This window comes from Lentzea sp. CC55, from assembly GCF_021056325.1.
GTDB classification, from domain to species: domain Bacteria; phylum Actinomycetota; class Actinomycetes; order Mycobacteriales; family Pseudonocardiaceae; genus Lentzea; species Lentzea jiangxiensis.
Map to the genome: position 1 here is coordinate 581,061 of NZ_JAJCXE010000022.1, position 18,212 is coordinate 599,272.

The 18,212-nt window shown below is 70.8% G+C and carries 18 protein-coding genes; 7 read left to right on the forward strand and 11 right to left on the reverse strand.

The genetic code is table 11. From position 1 onward, the window contains the following. Positions 1–27 precede the first annotated feature (27 nt). Positions 28–2,565: a glycosyl hydrolase family 18 protein gene (locus L6E10_RS18620; RefSeq protein ID WP_236220755.1), complete on the forward strand. Its 2,538-nt coding sequence runs from the start codon at positions 28–30 to the stop codon at positions 2,563–2,565. Between the two features lies 1 nt (position 2,566). Here L6E10_RS18620 and L6E10_RS18625 read toward each other — a convergent pair whose 3' ends face one another. Continuing rightward, complete coding sequence (locus L6E10_RS18625) at positions 2,567–3,409, reverse strand: aminodeoxychorismate lyase (RefSeq protein WP_236220756.1); 843 nt, start codon at positions 3,407–3,409, stop codon at positions 2,567–2,569. Between the two features lie 27 nt (positions 3,410–3,436). Here L6E10_RS18625 and L6E10_RS18630 point away from each other — a divergent pair, with 27 nt between their 5' ends. From L6E10_RS18630 to L6E10_RS18650, 5 genes are read left to right on the forward strand one after another with little or no spacing between them, the layout of a single operon-like run. Then, positions 3,437–3,874 carry a Fur family transcriptional regulator gene (locus tag L6E10_RS18630; RefSeq protein ID WP_236220757.1) on the forward strand — a complete coding sequence of 146 codons (438 nt, stop codon included), beginning with the start codon at positions 3,437–3,439 and terminating at the stop codon, positions 3,872–3,874. Continuing rightward, positions 3,850–4,935: a folate-binding protein YgfZ gene (locus tag L6E10_RS18635; protein WP_374237098.1), complete on the forward strand. Its 1,086-nt coding sequence runs from the start codon at positions 3,850–3,852 to the stop codon at positions 4,933–4,935. The genes L6E10_RS18630 and L6E10_RS18635 overlap by 25 nt, the downstream gene beginning before the upstream one ends. Positions 4,936–4,963: 28 nt before the next feature. Then, the gene (locus tag L6E10_RS18640; RefSeq protein ID WP_236220759.1) at positions 4,964–5,788 is read left to right on the forward strand and encodes a 3-keto-5-aminohexanoate cleavage protein; all 825 of its coding nucleotides are present in this window, start codon (positions 4,964–4,966) and stop codon (positions 5,786–5,788) included. A 60-nt stretch (positions 5,789–5,848) separates the two neighbouring features. Then, positions 5,849–6,418 carry an aerial mycelium formation protein gene (locus tag L6E10_RS18645; RefSeq protein WP_236220760.1) on the forward strand — a complete coding sequence of 190 codons (570 nt, stop codon included), beginning with the start codon at positions 5,849–5,851 and terminating at the stop codon, positions 6,416–6,418. Positions 6,419–6,475: 57 nt separating this feature from the next. Then, on the forward strand, positions 6,476–7,657 hold the full coding sequence (locus tag L6E10_RS18650; protein WP_236220761.1) for an MFS transporter: 1,182 nt from the start codon (positions 6,476–6,478) through the stop codon (positions 7,655–7,657). Here the strand turns inward: L6E10_RS18650 and L6E10_RS18655 are convergent. Continuing rightward, positions 7,600–8,460, reverse strand: a complete 861-nt coding sequence (locus tag L6E10_RS18655; protein ID WP_236220762.1) for a hypothetical protein — start codon at positions 8,458–8,460, stop codon at positions 7,600–7,602. The two genes, L6E10_RS18650 and L6E10_RS18655, sit on opposite strands and share 58 nt — an antisense overlap. A gap of 173 nt (positions 8,461–8,633) precedes the next feature. Between L6E10_RS18655 and L6E10_RS18660 the strand changes: the two genes are divergently transcribed. Continuing rightward, positions 8,634–8,822, forward strand: a complete 189-nt coding sequence (locus tag L6E10_RS18660; protein ID WP_090102339.1) for a DUF3073 domain-containing protein — start codon at positions 8,634–8,636, stop codon at positions 8,820–8,822. A 72-nt stretch (positions 8,823–8,894) separates the two neighbouring features. Here L6E10_RS18660 and L6E10_RS18665 read toward each other — a convergent pair whose 3' ends face one another. From L6E10_RS18665 to L6E10_RS18705, 9 genes are all read right to left on the reverse strand, one after another. Continuing rightward, entirely contained in the window at positions 8,895–9,890 is a 996-nt protein-coding gene (locus tag L6E10_RS18665; protein WP_236220763.1) for an NADH:flavin oxidoreductase/NADH oxidase, read from the reverse strand. Positions 9,891–9,971: 81 nt separating this feature from the next. Further along, a complete protein-coding gene (locus tag L6E10_RS18670) occupies positions 9,972–10,772 on the reverse strand; it encodes a pentapeptide repeat-containing protein (protein ID WP_236220764.1) in 801 nt (266 codons plus the stop codon). A gap of 52 nt (positions 10,773–10,824) precedes the next feature. Further along, complete coding sequence (iolD, locus tag L6E10_RS18675) at positions 10,825–12,678, reverse strand: 3D-(3,5/4)-trihydroxycyclohexane-1,2-dione acylhydrolase (decyclizing) (protein ID WP_236220765.1); 1,854 nt, start codon at positions 12,676–12,678, stop codon at positions 10,825–10,827. Next, a complete protein-coding gene (iolB, locus tag L6E10_RS18680; protein ID WP_236220766.1) occupies positions 12,675–13,562 on the reverse strand; it encodes a 5-deoxy-glucuronate isomerase in 888 nt (295 codons plus the stop codon). The genes iolD and iolB overlap by 4 nt, the downstream gene beginning before the upstream one ends. Further along, entirely contained in the window at positions 13,559–14,464 is a 906-nt protein-coding gene (locus L6E10_RS18685) for an aldolase (RefSeq protein ID WP_236220767.1), read from the reverse strand. The genes iolB and L6E10_RS18685 overlap by 4 nt, the downstream gene beginning before the upstream one ends. Beyond that, entirely contained in the window at positions 14,461–15,393 is a 933-nt protein-coding gene (gene iolC, locus L6E10_RS18690) for a 5-dehydro-2-deoxygluconokinase (protein WP_236220768.1), read from the reverse strand. The genes L6E10_RS18685 and iolC overlap by 4 nt, the downstream gene beginning before the upstream one ends. After that, positions 15,390–16,160, reverse strand: coding sequence for an ATP-binding cassette domain-containing protein (locus L6E10_RS18695; protein WP_236220769.1), 771 nt, complete (start codon positions 16,158–16,160; stop codon positions 15,390–15,392). The genes iolC and L6E10_RS18695 overlap by 4 nt, the downstream gene beginning before the upstream one ends. Continuing rightward, complete coding sequence (locus tag L6E10_RS18700) at positions 16,157–17,206, reverse strand: ABC transporter permease (protein WP_236220770.1); 1,050 nt, start codon at positions 17,204–17,206, stop codon at positions 16,157–16,159. Before L6E10_RS18700 ends, L6E10_RS18695 begins: the two co-directional genes overlap by 4 nt. A gap of 15 nt (positions 17,207–17,221) precedes the next feature. Next, positions 17,222–18,208 (reverse strand): sugar ABC transporter substrate-binding protein, encoded by a 987-nt coding sequence (locus L6E10_RS18705; protein ID WP_236220771.1) that lies wholly within the window; start codon positions 18,206–18,208, stop codon positions 17,222–17,224. Between the last annotated feature and the right edge of the window lie 4 nt (positions 18,209–18,212).

Sequence of the window (18,212 nt, forward strand, 5' to 3'; positions counted from 1 at the left end):
GGAACCTCTACCAAACTGGAGTTCCGCATGCGCCGAATCCCTGCACTGCTGGCACTTCTGGTCGCACTGCTCGCACTGGCCGTCCCCGCACAGGCCGACACGGGCATCACCGCGACCTTCTCCCGCACCGGCACGAGCGGCAAGTTCGTGGTCGCCAACGCGAGCACGGCCGCGCTCACCGGGTGGTGGATCAAGTTCGACCTCCCGGCCGGTGTCACCGCCACCAACCCGCAGAACGCCACGATCACCCAGAACGGCACGAGGGTGACCCTCACCCCGGCCTTCTACATCAACACCATCCAGGCCGGACGCACCACCGAGCCGTACAGCCCGACGTTCACGCTGAGCGCCGCGGCCGACCCGGCGACCTGCACGATCAACAACATGGCCTGCGACGGCAGCGGCACCCCGCCACCCGCGCCGACGGGGCTCACCGCCGAGTACTCCGCGGCTTCGGGCACGGCGAAGTTCGTCGTGCGCAACCACGGCACCGCCGCCGTCAGCGGCTGGTCGATCTCCTTCACGCTGCCCAACGGCGTAACGGTGAGCAACGGCCAGCACGGCACGATTTCCCAGAACGGCAACCAGGTCACCGTCACCCCGGCCCACTACAACAAGACCGTCAACGCCGGGGCGAGCACCGAACCGTACAGCCCGTCGTTCTCCATCAGCGCGAACGCCGACCCGGTGACGTGCCGGATCAACAACGCCAACTGCGACGGCAGCGCGGACACTCCTCCCGGCGTCCCGACGGGTCTCGCGTCACCGGCGAAGACCACGCGCACGGTGACGTTGCAGTGGAACGCCTCCACGCCCGGTTCGCTGCCCATCGCGGGCTATGACGTCTACAACGGCTCGGCACTCGCCGGGAGCTCCACGACGACGTCCGCGATCATCACCGGCCTGACGCCCAGCACCGCGCACTCGTTCACGGTGCGGGCCAGGGACACCAAGGGAGCCCAGAGCGGCGCGAGCACCGCGCTGAGCGTCACGACCAACAACCCCGCCGACGACACCACACCGCCGACCGCGCCGGGCGGCCTGCGTGCGACGGCCAAGGACGCGGGCAGCATCACGCTGGCGTGGAACGCGTCGACGGACAACAAAGGCGTGGCGAACTACGACGTCTACGTGGACTCGGCCGTGAAGCAGACGGTCAGCGGCACCACGGCGGTGGTCAGCGGTCTCGCGCCGTCCACGAGCTACACGTTCACGGTCAAGGCACGCGACGTCTACGACAACGTGTCCGCGGCGAGCAACGCGCTCAACGAACGCACCGACGACATCGTCAGCGGGTACGCCCGTGTCGGGTACTTCGTGCAGTGGGGCATCTACGGGCGCCAGTACTTCGTGAAGGACATGGACGCCGCGAAGCTGACGCACGTCAACTACGCGTTCGGCAACATCGACCCGGTCAACCTGACGTGCCTGCAAGGCGTCACGAAGGGCACGAGCCCGAACCCGCAGGATCCGAACCAGGGCGACGGCGCCGGTGACGCCGAGGCCGACTACGGCAGGCCGATGAGCGCGGCGCAGTCCGTTGACGGCGTCGCGGACAGCGGCTGGGAACCGTTGCGCGGCAACTACAACCAGCTCAAGAAGCTCAAGGCGAAGCACCCGAACCTGAAGGTGCTGATCTCGCTCGGCGGCTGGACCTACTCGAAGTACTTCTCCGACGTCGCGGCCACGGACGCGGCGCGCAAGAAGTTCGTGTCCTCCTGCATCGACGTCTACCTCAAGGGCAACCTGCCCGTGTACAACGGCGCGGGCGGTCCCGGCAGCGCGGCGGGCATCTTCGACGGCTTCGACCTCGACTGGGAGTGGCCCGGCGCCGAGGGTCACGCGGGCAACCACTTCGGCCCGCAGGACAAGGTCAACAACACGCTGCTGATCGAGGAGTTCCGCCGGCAGATGGACGCGATGAGCGCCACGACCGGCAAGCGCTACCAGCTCACCGCGTTCACCCCGGCCGACCCGGCCAAGATCGAGGCGGGCTGGGAGCTCGGGCGGGTCGCGCGGTCGATGGACATCTTCAACGTCCAGGGCTACGACTTCCACGGCTCGGGCAGCGACAACTCGTGGGAGCCGAACCGCACCGGGCACCAGGGCAACCTGTACCCGGACCCGGACGACCCGTACACGACCAAGTTCAGCGTGGAGTCCACCGTGCAGGCCTACCTGGACGCCGGGGTGCCGTCGCGCAAGATCACGCTCGGGCTCGCGTTCTACGGGCGCGGCTGGCAGAACGTGGCGAGCGGAGGCAAGAACGGCGAGTGGCAGGCCGCGGGAGGCGCCGCGCCCGGCCAGTTCCCCGAGGAGGCGGGCACGCGCGGGTACGCGAACCTCGTCGCGTCCGTCCCGAACTGCACCGTCTTCCACGACGAGGTGGCCGTCGCGACGTCCTGCTACACCGGCAACCAGTGGTGGACCTTCGACGACGCCTGGTCGATCCAGCGCAAGACGGCCTGGCTCAAGTCGAAGAACCTGCTGGGCGCGATGTTCTGGGAGATGTCGGGCGACCGCGGCACGTTGATGGCCGCGGTCGACGCCGGTCTGCGCCAGTAGATCAGTACTCGGACTCGTAGAGGCCCTGCAGCTCGGTCAGCAGGGCCGAGGAGTCGGCCAGCTGCTTGCCGTCCAGCACGTTCACCCGCGTGATCCTGCGGACGCTGGACGCGAGGAACAGACCGTCGGCGTCGTAGAGCTCGCTGGTCTGGATCGGCTCGACGAGCACGGTCCAGCCGGCGCGCTCGGCGGCGCGGAACAGCGCGTACTGCGTGGTGCCGGGGAGGATGCCGAACTTCGACGGCGGCGTGACGAGGGTCTTGCCGCGCACGAGGACCACCGTCGAGGTGGGGCCCTCGAGCACCGAGCCGTCCGAGGTCGTGAAGATGACCTCGGCGGCGCCGCGGCGCTCCGCCTCGCGGATCGCGGCCATGTTGATGGCGTAGGACAACGACTTCGCGCCCAGCAGCAGCCACGGCGCGCGGTCGGCGAGGTCGGCGTCGATGCCCCGGTCCAGCGTCACGGCGGACAGGCCCTCGGCGCGCTGCTTGAGCACCTTCTGGCCGATCTCCACGCCGAGCGCGAAACCGGTGGGCGTGCCGTCGCCGCCCTCGACGCCGCGGGTGTAGACGAGCTTGAGGGCGAACTCCTCGGGACCGGTCCAGTTGCCGATGACGAGCTCGACCGCGCGCTCGAACTCCGCACGGGGAGGCGGCTGCATGTCGAGCATGGCCGCGGACCGGTCGAGCCGGTCGAGGTGGGGCGTGAGCTCGCGGGGCTTCCCGCCGACCACGAGGATCGTTTCGAACACGCCGTCACCGCGCATGAGCCCGAGGTCGTCGACGCGGATCTGCGGCGAGTCGGGGTCAGCGAGGGTTCCGTCGAGCAGTGCCAGCACGCGCATGCGCCGAGCTTACTGGCAGCGATTAACATGGCCGGCGTGGAGACCGCAAGAGGCCTGCGGAAAACGCTGCACGACCGCGGCATGAGGATGACGCCGCAGCGCCAGCTCGTGCTGGACGCGGTCAGGGCGCTGGAGCACGCCACTCCGGAGCAGATCTGCGCACGCGTCCAGGAGACGGCGCCGACGGTCAACATCACGACGATCTACCGCACGCTCGACCTGCTCGACCGGCTCGGACTCGTGCGGCACACGCACCTGGGCCACGGCGCGCCGAGCTACTCGGTCGACGAGCACCGCCACGTGCACCTGGTCTGCCACGTGTGCGGCTCGATCCAGGAGATCCCGTGCGAGCTCCTCGACCCGTTGGTCGGAACATTGCGGGAGCGCGACGGGTTCGAACTGGATGCAAGCCATCTCGCGCTGTCCGGAACGTGCCGCGACTGCCTGACGCAGGAGACCGAGTGACCTTCCCCGGAGCCGTCCCGCCGCCGCCCGACGAGTCCTTCGACGCCGGTGTCGCCTGGCACTACGGCGACCCGTTCGCCGAGCAGCGGTCCGCCGTCCGGTCCGTCGTCGTGGTCGACCGCTCGAACCGCGGCGTCATCGCGATCCCCGGCGAGGACCGGCTCAAGTGGCTGCACCAGCTGACGAGCCAGCACTTCGAGCAGCTCGGCGAGAACGAGGCCACCGAGGCCCTGGTCCTCGACGCCCAGGGCCGCCTGGAGCACCACATGGTCGTCGCGAACGTGGGCGGCACGGTGTTCCTCGACGTCGAGGAGGTCGACGACCTGCTGGCGTACCTGCGGAAGATGGTCTTCTGGTCGAAGGTCGAGCCGCGCGACGCCACCTCCGAGTTCGCGCTGCTGACGATCACCGGCCCGGACACCCCCGCGCTGCTGGAGAAGCTGGACGTGCCGCTGCCGGCGAGCGCCGCTCCCCTCGGCGAGGGGTTCGTGCGGCGCGTGTCGTGGCCCGGGCAGAACTCCGTCGACCTGCTGGTCCCGCGCGCCGAGCTCGGCGACTGGTGGCGGCGCATCACGGACGCGGGCGCGCGCCCGGCCGGCAGCTTCGCGTTCGAGGCGCTGCGGGTCGAGTCGCTGCGGGCGCGCCAGGGCGTCGACACCGACGAGCGCACGATCCCGCACGAGGTCGGGCTCGTCGACCCGGCCGTGCACCTCACCAAGGGGTGCTACCGCGGCCAGGAGACGGTCGCGAAGGTCCACAACGTGGGACGCCCGCCCCGGCGGATGCTCCTACTCCACCTGGATGGTTCTGCGGACGCCCAGCCCGTGACCGGTGACCCGGTGGTGCTGGACGGCCGGGTGGTGGGCCGGGTGGGCACCGTGGCACAGCACCACGAGCTGGGCACGGTCGCGTTGGCGCTGGTCAAGCGGTCCGTACCGATCGAGGCGGAGCTCGTGGCCGGTGCGCCCGAGCGCGAGGTGCAGGCGCGGATCGACCCCGACTCGGTGCCGCCGGACACGCCAGGGCTGGGCCGGGAAGCCGTGCGCAACCTGAGGGGCTGAACGGCCGGGGCCGCTACAGTCCGGGGCTATGTCCCTGGGCACGCTGATCACTGTCGCTCCCACCGGAGCGGAACACGCGAAAGCCGACGTCCCGCAGCTTCCGGTGACCCTGGAAGAGCTGGTCTCGACGGCGCAGAGCTGCGAGCAGGTCGGCGCGGCGATGATCCACGTCCACATCCGCGGCGAGGACACCAAGCCGTCGCTGGACCTCGGTCGCCTCAAGGCCACCGTCGAGGCCCTGCGGTCGGAGACGAACCTCGTCGTGCAGCTGTCGACGGGCGGGTCGGTGCACGACCCCGAGGAGGACCGGCTGCGCGTGCTCGAGGCGATGCCGGACTCGGCGTCCTGCACGATGGGCACCGTCAACTTCGGCGACGACGTCTTCCTGAACCGCTGGCAGTTCATCGTCGCCCTGCACAAGGGCATGCAGGAACGCGGGATCGTGCCGGAGTACGAGATCTTCGACATCGGCCAGCTCGCGTCGCTCAAGCGGTTGCTGGACCAGCACGGCCTGCCCGCGGGCGGTCACGTGCACGTCGACTTCGTCATGGGGGTGCCCGGCGGCATGCCCGGTGACGCCGCGACCCTCGTCGCCGCGGTGAACGCCCTGCCGGACGGCGCGACGTTCTCCGCCACCGGGATCGGCCGGACCACGCTGCCGGTGATGTTCACCGCATTGGGCGCGGGTGGTCACCTCCGAGTGGGTATGGAAGACACGACCAGCTACTCGCGGGGGGTTCCGGTGCGGGACAACGCACAGCTCGTGGCACGTGCCGCGGGCCTGTCGAAGATCGCTCAGCGACCTCCCCTTGCGCCCGACGAGGCGCGAAAGCTGCTGGGTGTGCACATTTGAGACAAGTTCGGTGCATGGGATGTGTTGGCGGGTGAGGAGGATCTACCGCAGGATGGACACGTGATCGAGGTGCGTCCTGGCGGGCGCCGCCGAATCGACAGGGTGCTCGCCCCCGACTACACGGAGGGCGTCGAGCAGCGCCCGCTCGTCGAGGTGCGCGAACTCCGCGACGAGGCCGCGCAGGAAGAGACAGATCTGTCCTACCTGCGGCGGCTGTTGCACGCGCGCATCGACATCGTCCGCGCGGAACAGGAGCGCCGCAGCTCGGGCGGCTCGGCGGTGGTCGAGCAACTGGCCACGATCCTGTCCACGAACGCCGTGGGGCCCGCGACCGGCCTCGGCCGGTACCAGACCCATGAGCCGTCACGTGCTGATGCGCATCAACGGCACGTTGAGGCGCTCATCTCCGACGTCGACCTCTCCGACGTGAGCTCGCTGTCCGACGAACGCCTCGGCGAGGTGCTGGAGACGTTCATCTCGGAAGAGGCCTCCGTCTCGGTGCGGCGGCGTGAGGTCCAGGTCGTCGTCGACAAGCTCAACGCCGAGATCGCCTCGCGCTACCAGCGCGGGAGCGCGTCGGTGGACGAACTGCTGGCGGCCGAGCGCGGACACCACCGCCGCAAGAGCTGATTCCCAGATTCTGGGACGGTTGTTCCACTTTTTGGACGGCGGACCTAGCGTGCCCCCATGGGGTACCGCTGGGTCGTGCTGTCCGTCGGAGCTTGGGCGCAGGGCACCAACGCGGCCGTCTTCCTCGGACTGCCCGCGATCAGCCCCCAGCTCCAGCAGCACTTCTCGCTGACGTTGCCCCAGGTCGGGCTCCTCCTCGGCGCGGTCAACCTCGGCACGATGGTCGCTCTCGTGCCGTGGGGAGTCGTCGCGGACCGACGCGGCGAACGACTCGTGATGACCATCGGCGGCGTGGGAGCCGCCGCCTGCCTGCTCGCCGTGGCGCTGGGTAACGCCTGGATCGCCGGTCTCGCGCTGCTCGGCGCCGGGCTCTTCGGGGCCAGCGTCAACGCGGCCAGCGGGCGGGCGGTGATGTCGTGGTTCAGCCGCGAGTCGCGCGGGCTCGCGATGGGAGTGCGGCAGACCGCGACCCCGCTCGGCGCGGCACTCACCGCGGCCGTGCTGCCGGGGATCGCGATCTCGGCCGGTGTGCCCACGGCGTTCGTCGTGCTCGCGGGTGCGACGGTGTTCGTGGCGCTGGCCGTGGCACTGCTGGTCCGCGAACCCCCCGGCGCGGTCAGGGCGACCTCGGAGCACGGACTGGTGCTCAGGGACCCGCGGCTGCTGCGGCTGTCGCTCGCCAGCGGACTGCTCGTGGTGCCCCAGTTCACGACCACCGCCCTGCTGGTGCCCCTCCTGCACGACCACCGCGGCGTGGCCGTCACGGCGGCCGCGGCGGTCTTCGCCGTCGCCCAGGTGCTGGGCGGGGCCGGACGGCTCGCGGTCGGGGTGTGGTCGGACCGGGCGCGCAGCCGGATCGGGCCGCTGAAGATCGTCGCGGTGCTCACCGCCGGCGGGTTCGTGCTGGTCGCGGTGCTGGACCAGGCGCCCCTGCCGCTGCTGGTCGCCGTCCTCGTCCCGACCTCGGTGCTCGCGCTGTGCTGGAACGGCCTCGCGGTCACCGAGGCGGGTGAGCTCGCCCCGGAGGGCCGCGGCGCCACCGGGATCGCTCTGCAGAACTCGGCCAATTACCTCAGCGCCGCGCTGACGCCGTTCGTCGCGAGCTTCGTCGCGGTGTCCGCCGGCTGGCCGGCGGCGATGCTGCTGGCGGCGGCCTGCGCGGTGGCCGCGCGGGTGCTGCTTCAGCCGTGGCGTTCCCTGCGGGCCAGCTCGCCCCAGAACTCGCGCAGCGTCTCGTAGCGCAGCGCGACCTCCTCGGCGTCGTCGGCTTCGAGGGCGTCCACGATGGCGTTCACGTCCGCCGCCGAGGTGTCCTCCAGCAGGTCCTTGTCCTCCACCAGCTGCACGAGGCCGCCGTAGTCGAGCTCGACGGCCGAGTGCGGGTGGAAGTGCTCGAGCCAGCGGCCGGTGTCGGCGAGGACCGTCGCGGGCCCCTCGTCGCCCAGGGAGCTCTTCACGACCTTGAGCGCCCTCGCCACCCTGCGCCGCGCGTCCGCCATCGCCACGCGCCACGACACCTGCCGTTCCGGGTCGTCCTGGGCGCTCGCCAGCACCACGCGGCGCTGGGCGGGGTCGACGAGGGCGAACCACGGCAGCGGCACCGTCCACGTCGTGGAGATGACGTGGACCGCTCCCGCGGAGAGTTCGGCCATCACGGCCGACGCGCGCGCTCGGACCGTTTCCGGCGAAAGGCTGAGAGCCGCGTCCTGGAGGATCGGCGGAGAAGAGGCCAGGAAGCCCACGAGAGCGGCGGCGGAGCGCGCCCTGAGGTCGAGGGGGCAGACGAGAGGCCCCGGGCCGACCCTGGCCGCCTCGGAGGTCGGAACCTCGGCCGGACTGATCGTCATCACGTCGAACGACTCGCCCGGGAGGAGCTTTCGGCGCAACTGTGATCGCAACCACAGCTCCCGTTCCCGGTCCCCTGCCTCCGAGCGGGGGACAGGGCCCTTTTCCAGGGCTTTTTCGACCTTGACCGCTAGCGGTGCGTCCAAGACCGATAACGGTTCGTACACCCGGAGGTAGGCGACGAACGGTCTGGGCACCTGTGCATCCTCCCACGCGGGGGTACCCGCGGGATTTGGCGGTACGTGTCACCCCTACCGCGTCGCGAGGAACCCCATCGGCACGGTACGGTAGTTACCAGGAACTAGTTGTCGAGACGAGTGGGGCCGCCGTTCCCCCGGCCGCCCCCGTCCCTGTGCGAGGGGGTCGAGCCATGGGGCGCGGCCGAGCGAAGGCCAAGCAGACGAAGGTCGCCAGGGAGCTCAAGTACAGCTCTCATGAGACCGACTTCGCTGCTCTTCAGCGCGAGCTGTCCGGTGACGAAAGGTCACCGAACGGGAGCGGCGGTGGCGATGAGCCACGCGACGACCCGTACGACGATTACGACGACTACCGTCGCTGAATTCAGCCTTCGGAGTTCAAGGGTTGGGCCACCGGTCTTCCGGGGCTCAACCCTTGAACTCTGAGGGCTGTATCAGAACGCCCTGGCGTACTGCTTCGGCGCGTGGATCTCCACACCCAACTGCTGTGCCGCGTGCAGCGGCCAGTACGGGTCGCGGAGCAGCTCGCGCGCGAGCAGGACCAGGTCGGCGGAGCCGTCCGTCAAGATCTTTTCGGCCTGAGCCGCCTCGGTGATCAGGCCGACCGCACCCGTGGGCACGTCTGCCTTGCGTCGCACAGCTTCGGCGAGCGGCACCTGGTAGCCGGGCCCGATCGGGATGTCCGCCTGCGCGGTGTTGCCGCCGCTGGACACGTCGATCAGGTCCGCACCCGCGGCCTTGAGCGCCTGTGCCAGCACGACGCTGTCGTCGGCCGTCCAGCCGTCGTCGACCCAGTCGGTCCCGCTGATCCGCACGATCACGGGCACGTCCGGGCCGACGGCCGCGCGCACGGCCGCGGTGACCTCGACGGGCAGGGCGATGCGTTCCTCGATGCTGCCCTCGTTCGTGAGCGGCGAGTAGAACTCGTGGAGCAGGTAGCCGTGGGCCGCGTGCACCTCGAGGACCTCGAAGCCCGCCTCGACCGCCCGCAGCGCGCCGTCGACGAACGCCTTCACGATCTCCGTGGTGTTCGTGAGCTTCTCCGGCTGGTTGCCGCCGGGGAACGGCTCGGTCGTGGGCGCGACCGGCACCCAGTCGCCGATCGCCTTGCGCCCGGCGTGCGCGAGCTGGATCGCGGGCACCGAGCCCTGCTCCTTGATGAACTTCGTGATCGGCTTCCAGGCCCGCACCTGCTCGTCGTTCCAGATGCCGGTGTCCTGCGGCGAGATCCGTCCGCGCGGCTCGACGGCCGTGGCCTCGGCCATCACGAGGCCGGCGCCGCCGACCGCGCGGGAGCCCAGGTGGACGAGGTGCCAGTCGGTCGGCACGCCGTCTTCCTCGTCGACCGAGTACTGGCACATGGGGCTGACCGCGATGCGGTTGGGCAGCGTGACCGAGCGCAGGGTCAGGGGGGAGAACAACAGGCTCACGGGAGCTCCTCGAACGTTCGTAGACCTAACTAGTTGTTCAAGGGATGCCGCCGGGTCGTTGTTCCCCGCCGCCGGGTTGTCTCAGTCACTGAACAGCGACGCAGAGACACGGGCCGGCGTGAAGTCGGGCGGCCAGAGCGTGCCGCGGTTGACGCGAGCCCCGGTCAGGACGGCCTTGTCGAGGTTCACGGCGCGCATGTCGGCGCCGCGCAGGTCCGCGTCGGTGAGGTCGGCGGCACGCAGGTCCGCGCCTTCGAGGCGGGCGACCCGCAGGGAGGCCCTGCGCAGCGAGGCCCCGCGCAGATCGGCGTCGCGGAGGTCCGTGGCGGCCAGGACGGAGTCGTCGAGGCGCGTTCCGGTGAGCCGGGCACCGGCGAGGTTGGCGTGGCGGATCACCGCACCGCCGAGCTCCCGCTTCCCCAGGTCGGCGCCCCGCAGGTCGACCTCGGACAGGTCCAGCGCCGCACCGGGCAGCCCGGTGAGGATCGCCAGGGCCGTCGCGACGTCCGGCGCCGGGCCCTCGCCGGCGAGCCGCACCGGGTGCTCCGCGTCGGTCCACGGGGAGCGTTCGCGCAGGAAGTCCCCGAGGGTCACGTCGACGAGCAACCGGCTCCTCGCGGAGTCCTTCGCGATCTGCTCCAGTTCGCGGAGCCCTCCCGCCCGGACCTCGGCCAGGTCGCTGCCGAGGTGCTCGACGGCCTGGCGGTACCGGTCGATGATCTGGCCGTCCCTGGCCTGCCGCCAGGCCAGCACGCTCCCCCCGACGACCAGCAGACCGCCGATGAGCAGCGGTGACGTCGATCTCGGCGTGGCCGGCACCATCAGGGCGACACCGAGCACGACCAGGGTGACCGCCCCGAGCCTGAACATCCGCTTGCTCACGGAGGGTCATCCTCGCGACCGCCCCCCTTGCGGCGGTATCCGCTGTTGGAGTTCAGCTCAGATAGCGGACCTGTTTGGCCTTGCCCTCGAGCACCTCGTCGCGGGCGGCCGCGATGGCCGGCCGGTGCGACACCTCCGGCACCCCGACCTCCCACCAGGCGCCCGCCTCGGTCCACGACGACGGGTGCGTGCGGATCACGACCACGGCCGGGCGCTTCTCGCCGACCGCCACCTCGCGCGCCTTGCGGTAGGCGCCTTCGAACTCGGCGAGGGAGTCCACCGCGAACACCGCGCAGCCCATCGCCGCGGCGTGGGCGGCGAAGTCCGTGCGCGGCGGCTCGGCGTGCGCGGACGTGCAGTCGGGGTAGAGGTTGTTGAAGCCCGAGCCGCCCTGACCGGTCTGCAGGCGGTGGATCACGGCGTAGCCGTCGTTGTCGCAGACCACCGCGACGAAGCCGTGGCCCGCGAAGGCCGCGGAGAACAGCTCGGAGTTCAGCATCAGGTACGAGCCGTCGCCGAGCAGGGTCGTGACGACCCCCTGGGTGTGGGCGATCGCCGCACCCCAGGCTCCGGCCAGTTCGTAGCCCATGCAGGAGAAGCCGTACTCGACGTCCATCGTGGACTCGCCGGTGGCCCGCCAGCCGCCGATCAGCTCGCCCGGGAGGCCGCCGGACGCCGTCATCACGTAGTCGGTGGGGGTGCTGACGTCGTTCACGACGCCCACCACCTGCGCGTAGGTCGGAAGGCCCTCGCCGGGTGTGCGCAACGAGGTGATGTGCTCGTCCCACTTCGCGCGTTCCGCCGACGCCCTGGCGGCCCAGGAGGCCGGGGCCTGCCACGAGCCCAGCACGTCGGTCAGCTCGCGCAGTCCCTCGTCGGCGTCGGCGACCAGGGCGGACGAACCGTGCTTCACGGCGTCGAAGCGGGCGGCGTTCAGCGAGACCATCCGCGCGTCCGGCGCGAAGACCGTCCAGGACGCCGTGGTGAAGTCCTGCAGGCGGGTGCCCACGGCGATCACCACGTCCGCCTCGCCCGCGAGGACGTTGGCCGAGGTGGAGCCCGTGATGCCGAGCGGGCCGGCGTGCAGCGGGTGGTCGTGCGGGACGAGGGTGCGGCCCGCCGTCGTTTCGACGACCGGGATGGCGTGCTGCTCGGCGAAGCGGAGCGCCCGGCCGGCCGCGCCCGAGTAGCGGACGCCGCCGCCCAGGACGAGCAGCGGTCGGGAGGCGGCCCGGATCGCGGTGGCGGCCTCGGCCAGGGCGACCAGGTCGGGGCGCGGCCGCAGCGGGCGGTGGACCACCGGGGCGAACAGGGCGTCCGGGAAGTCGTAGGACTCCGCCTGGACGTCCTGCGGGAGGGCGAGGGTGACTGGGCCGCAGTCGGCCGGGTCGGTCAGGACCCGCGCCACCTGCGGCAGCGTCGACAGCAGCTGCTCGGGGCGGGTGATGCGGTCGAAGTAGCGGCTGACCGCGCGGAACGCGTCGTTGACGGTCGCGGTCGGGTCGTGGAAGTGCTCGACCTGCTGCAGCACGGGGTCCGGGGCGCGGCCGGTGAAGGTGTCGCCCGGCAGCAGGAGCAGGGGCAGGCGGTTGGCGTGGGCGACGCCCGCGGCGGTGACCATGTTCAGGGCGCCGGGACCGATCGACGACGTGGCGACGCCGACCTGGCGGCGGTGGGTGGCCTTGCCGATGCCGACCGCGGCCAGTGCCATGCCCTGCTCGTTCTGGCCGCGCCACACCGGGATGCGGTCGCGGACCTCCTCCAGGGCGGTGCCGAGGCCGAGGACGTTGCCGTGGCCGAAGATCGCGAACACGCCCGGGAACAGCGGTGCCGCGGTGCCGTCCTGCAGTTCGGTCCGCTGGGCCAGCATCCAGCGGACCAGCGCCTGCGCGGTCGTGAGCTTCACTGGACGCGCCCCTCTGCTGTCGTGACCGGGCAACGCGGGTCCTGCTCCTGCGCCGCCCAGCTGTCGCGGACCCACGTGTGGGCCGGGTCGTCGCAGAACGCCATCGAGCGCTCGGGACCCGGACCGGCGAGAACGTTCAGGTAGTACATGGGGTAACCCGGCGCCGCGACGCACGGGCCGTGGTAGCCGCGCGGGATCAGGAACACGTCACCGTCCCGCACGGCCACGTCCTCGTCGATCGTGCCGTCGCCGGTGTACGTGCGGTGGAAGCCGAACCCGGTCCGGGACGGCGTGACCTGGTCGCGGTCCGCGATGCGGAAGTAGTAGATCTCCTCGTTCTCCACCTCGCACGGCTCCGAGGAGTCGTGCTTGTGCGGCGGGTACGAGGACCAGTTGCCGTCCGGGGTGATCAGCTCGCACGCGATGAGCCTGTCCGCGTGGTCCCAGACGCCCGGCACGCCGAAGTTCGTGACCTGGCGGGTGGCGTTGCCGGAGCCGCGCACCTCCACCGGGACGTCCTGCGCCGGACCGTACTTCGGCGTCAGCCTGTTCTCGCAGCGCGCCATCGGCAGCGCGATCTCACATCCGTCTACTGAGGACAGGGTCACCGAGGCGCCTCGCGGGACGTAGGCGAAGTCCGTGACGCGGGTGAAGACCGACTCCCGGCCCTGCAGTGCGAACCGTTCGGAGCCCACCTCGACGGTCAGCGATCCGGCCAGCGGCAGGACGAACGCCTCGAACTCACCGGTCTCGACCGTGCGCGACGCACCGGCCCCGATCCGCAGCACGCGCAGACCCGTGTAGGCCCAGCCCGCGTCTTCGGGGGTCAGCGAGATGACGTCGTCGGAGGTCGAGAGAGTCCCGTGTGGACGGTGCAGGGTCACTCCTCCACCCCCTTCGCGGTGCGCAGGACCTGGGCGGCGGCGGCGACCGCGGCGGCGACGTCGCCGTCCGGCGGGTAGAGCAGGGCGCGGCCGACGACCAGGCCGCGCACGGTCGGGTGCTTCAGCGAACGGCCCCACGACGCCAGGTCGTCCGCGGGGTTCGCCGACGGCACGCCGCCCAGCACGAGCGCGGGCAGTGCCGTGGTGTCCAGCACGACCTCGGGTTCCTCCGGCGCGGGCAGCTTCAGCCAGGTGTAGGCGGAGGTGGAGCCGAGACCGGCGGCCACGGCGGAGGCGCGAGAGAGAGCGGCGGAGTCCTTCTCCAGCACGAGCTTGCCGTGGTCGTCACGCCGGTACGGCAACGGTTCGACCATCGCCATCAGGCCGTGCTCGGCCAGTTCGGTGACGGCCCGCGCGCAGCCTTCCAGCGTCGGGATCGTGCCGGGGTCCGAGTCGACCAGGCGCAGCAGCATCTTGCCGCCGTCGAGGCCGAAGGTGGCGATGGACGACGCGTCGTACGCGGTGAACCTGTCGTCGATCTCCCAGTCCGCGCCGGCCAGGCCGCCGCGGTTCATCGAGCCGATGATCACGCGCTCGTCGAGGCCGTCGAGCAGCAGCAGGTCCTCGATGACGTCCGGCGTGCCGAGCACCCCGTCCACCTCGGGGTTCGCGAGCGCCGTCAGCAAGCGGGACAGCAGCTGCCGCCGGTCGGCCATCGCCAGCGGGTCGCCGCCGACGCCCAGTGCGCCGCGCGCCGGGTGGTCCGCCGCGACCAGGAACAGCGTGGACTTGCCGTTCAGCAACGAGTTGCGCCGCTTGCGGGACTGGTAGGCGCGTCTGATGGAGCCGGGGTCCTCCGCCCGCCTCCACAACAGTTCGCGCCACTGGCCGTCGGTGATCACAGGAGTTCCTCGATCTCTTTCTGGTCAGGCATGGCGTCGGCGCAGGCCAGCCGGGACGCCACGATCGCGCCGGCCGCGTTGGCGTGACGTGCGATCTTCACCGGGTCCCAGCCGGACAGCAGGCCGTGCACGACGGATCCGCCGAACGCGTCACCGGCGCCGAGCCCGCAGACGACCTCGACGGGGTTCGGTTCGACGGTCCACCGGCCGCCAGGGGTGGCCACGAGGACGCCGTCGGCGCCCTTCTTGACCAGTGCCAGCGAGATCCCGCGCTCCAGCAGCCGGTCGGCGGCGAGGTCCGGGTCGGACGTGCCGACCGCGACCTCGCACTCGGCGCGGTTGCCCACGGCGACCGTCACGTGGTCGAGCATCCAGCCGATCTCGGCCCGCGCGGTCTCCACGTCCGGCCAGAACATCGGCCGGTGGTCGAGGTCCAGCACGGTGTGGCCGCCGCGGGCGCGGCTCGCGAGCATCATCCGCTGCGACGACCGGGAGGGCTCGGCGGAGACGCCCGTGCCCGTCACCCACAGCAGCGGGACGTCGCGCACCAGCGACCACGGCACGTCGTCCTCGCCGAGGGTGAGGTCCGGCGCGGTCGGCAGCCGGTAGAACAGCAACGGCGGGTCCGCGGGCGGGTTCAGCTCGCAGAACACCACCGGCGTCAGCAGGTCCGGTGAGGTGCCGACGTACTCCGACGAGACGCCGAAGCCCTCCAGCGCCTCGCGGACGTAGGTGCCGAAGCCGTCCGGGCCGACCTTCGTCAGCACCGCGGCCCGGCGGCCGAGGCGCGCGGCGGCGACCGCGACGTTGGTCGCGGTGCCGCCGAGCGACTTGGCGAAGGTGCTGACCCGCGCCAGCGGCACGCCGGACTGCTCCGGGTAGAGGTCGACGCCGACCCGGCCCACGGTCAGCACTTCCAGCGACGTCACGCCTGCACACCCCGCAGCTCGTGTTCCAGCGCCTCGAGCTCGGCGCCACCCGCCATCTGCTTCGTCAGCTCGCCGATGTCGATCTCGGACTTCTCGTAGCTGCCCAGCGGGCGGCCCCGCTTGAGCAGCAGGAAGCGGTTGCCGACCGGGTAGGCGTGGTGCGGGTTGTGGGTGATCAGCACGACGCCGAGGCCGCGATCACGCGCCTGGGCCACGTACTTCAGCACCACACCGGCCTGCTTCACGCCGAGAGCCGCGGTCGGTTCGTCGAGGATCAGCACCTTGGCGCCGAAGTGGACGGCGCGGGCGATGGCGACGCACTGCCGTTCGCCGCCGGACAGGGTGCCGACGGGCTGCTCGACGTCGCGGAGGTCGATGCCCATGTCGGACAACGCCTTCTTGGTGATCTCGCGGCCCTTCCTCCGGTCCAGGAAACCGAACTTCGTCGTCGGTTCCGAGCCGAGGAAGAAGTTGCGCCACACCGACATCAGCGGCACGACCGCGAGGTCCTGGTACACGGTCGCGATGCCGTGGTCGAGCGCGTCGCGGGGTGAGGAGAAGCGGATCTCCTCGCCCTCGACCTTGAACGAGCCCCGGTCGTGCTGGTGCACCCCGGCCAGGACCTTGATCAGGGTCGACTTGCCCGCGCCGTTGTCGCCGAGCACGCAGGTGACCTCGCCGGCGTTGACCACGGTGGACACGTCGCTCAGGGCGATGACGCTGCCGTAGGTCTTGCCGATGTTCTCGACCTCGATGAGTGGCGTCATCGCCGGACCCTTTCCGCTCGGCGGCGCAGCATGTTGTTCACCAGCACGGCGGCCAGCAGCATCACGCCGAGGAACAGCTGGAACCAGTCGCTGTTCCAGCCGGCGTAGACGATGCCCTGCCGGGCCATGCCGAAGATCAGCGCGCCGATCGCCGCGCCCACCGCGGAGCCGAAGCCGCCGGTGAGCAGGCAGCCGCCGATGACCGCCGCGATGATGTACTGGAACTCGAGGCCGATGCCCTGGTTCGCCTGCACGCTCGCGTACCGCAGGATGTTGATCGAGCCGACGAGCCACGCGGCGAACGCCGTCGTCATGAACAGCAGGACCTTCGACCGCACGACCGGCACGCCGACCGCGCGGGAGCTCTGCGCGGCGCCGCCGATCGCGAAGATCCAGTTGCCGAACCTGGTGCGCAGCAACACCGTCGACGCCACGACGGTGAACAGGACCCACCAGATGATCGACACGTAGAAGCTCGTGCCGGCGATCTGGAACGTCGAGGCGAACAGGAACCCGGCGGACTCGTAGCCCGCCGCCTCCCGCATGCCCGACACCTGCACGCTGCCCGTCACCAGGCGCGTGACGCCGAGGTTGAGGCCCTGCAAGGCGAGGAAGCTGCCCAGCGTCACGATGAAGCTCGGCAGGCCCGTGCGCATCACGAGCCAGCCGTTGAGCGCGCCCACCGACAACGCGAAGGCGAGCGACACCAGCAGCGACAGCCAGACGTTCAGTCCCAGCTGGGTGGCGAGGAGAGCCGTGACGAGCGCCGTGGAGGCGGTCATGACGCCGGCGGACAGGTCGAACTCGCCGCCGATCATCAGCAGTGCCACCGCGACCGCCATGATCCCGAGCATGGACGCGTCGTCCAGCCAGGTGGCCGCGCCGCCCACGCTCAGGAACTGCTCGGTGACCACGGAGAAGAACACGAACACGAGCAGTGCGCCGAGCATCGCGCCGATCTCGGGGCGTTTGATCAGCTGATCCATCGCCCTCGGCTGGCCCAGCCGTTCGTCGGCAGCCGGTGGAGCTGTGGCTGTCACGGTCATCTCCCCGCCTCCTCCCTACCTCTTGCCGTTCTTGGCGTACTCCGCGACCTTGTCCACGTTGGTCTTGTCGACGAAGCCGGGTCCGGTGAGGACGGGCTTGCCACCGCCGAGCGTGTTGGCGTTGTCCTTGAACAGCTTCAGCATCACGACAGGAAGGTAGCCCTGCTGGTACTGCTGCTGGTCGACGGCGAAGAGCACCTCGCCCGCCTTGATCGCGCTGACCACGTCGGCGTTGAGGTCGAACGTCGCGACCTGCGCCTTGGAGCTCGCACCCTTGATGGCGGACGCCGCGTTCACGGCGACCTGCGGGTTGAGCGCCAGCACGCCGTCGACGGACGCGTCGGACTGCAGCTTGGCCTTGATGCGGGCCTCGATGTCGGTCGGGTTGGAGATGTCGACCTGGAGGTTCTCCACCGCGCCGCCGAAGCCGGAGCGGGCACCGTCGCAGCGCTGGTTGAGGCCCGAGTTGCCGGCCTCGTGGATCACGCAGAGCAGCTTGGTCTTGCCGGCGGCCTTGAGCTTCTTCCCGGCTTCCTCGCCGGCGATCGTCTCCTCCTGGCCGACGTGCGCCATGGCGCCGAACTCCGCGCTCTTCGCGCTGCCGGAGTTGATCGTGATGACCGGGATGCCGGCCTTCACCGCGTTCTCGACGGAGGTCTTGAGCGCGTCCGGGTTCGCCATCGACACGACGATGCCGCCGACCTTCTGCGACACGGCGTTGTCGATCAGCTTGGCCTGGGCGCCGGGGTCGCCGTCGGAGTTGTACGTGACGCCGACGCCGAGCTGCTTGCCCGCGTCCTCGGCGCCGACCTTCACGACGCTCCAGAACGCGTCCCCCGCGGTGCCGTGCGTGATGACGGACACCTTGAGGTCACCCGAGGCCTGCGAGCTGTTGTTGCCGCCGGCGTTCTGCGTGCCGGTACCGGTGGGACCGCTGCACGCGGTGAGTAGAGCAACACCCGCGAGCGCCACGCCCGCGCGGATGACCAAGCGAGACTTCATCGTC

Excerpts from the sequence above, each read along its gene's own strand:
- L6E10_RS18660 (WP_090102339.1), top strand. The coding sequence starts at position 8,634 with ATGGGGCGCGGCCGAGCGAAGGCCAAGCAGACGAAGGTCGCCAGGGAG.
- L6E10_RS18630 (WP_236220757.1), top strand. The coding sequence starts at position 3,437 with ATGGCCGGCGTGGAGACCGCAAGAGGCCTGCGGAAAACGCTGCACGAC.
- L6E10_RS18625 (WP_236220756.1), bottom strand. The coding sequence starts at position 3,409 with ATGCGCGTGCTGGCACTGCTCGACGGAACCCTCGCTGACCCCGACTCG.
- L6E10_RS18640 (WP_236220759.1), top strand. The coding sequence starts at position 4,964 with ATGTCCCTGGGCACGCTGATCACTGTCGCTCCCACCGGAGCGGAACAC.
- L6E10_RS18705 (WP_236220771.1), bottom strand. The coding sequence starts at position 18,208 with ATGAAGTCTCGCTTGGTCATCCGCGCGGGCGTGGCGCTCGCGGGTGTT.
- L6E10_RS18620 (WP_236220755.1), top strand. The coding sequence starts at position 28 with ATGCGCCGAATCCCTGCACTGCTGGCACTTCTGGTCGCACTGCTCGCA.
- L6E10_RS18700 (WP_236220770.1), bottom strand. The coding sequence starts at position 17,206 with ATGACCGTGACAGCCACAGCTCCACCGGCTGCCGACGAACGGCTGGGC.
- L6E10_RS18650 (WP_236220761.1), top strand. The coding sequence starts at position 6,476 with ATGGGGTACCGCTGGGTCGTGCTGTCCGTCGGAGCTTGGGCGCAGGGC.
- L6E10_RS18695 (WP_236220769.1), bottom strand. The coding sequence starts at position 16,160 with ATGACGCCACTCATCGAGGTCGAGAACATCGGCAAGACCTACGGCAGC.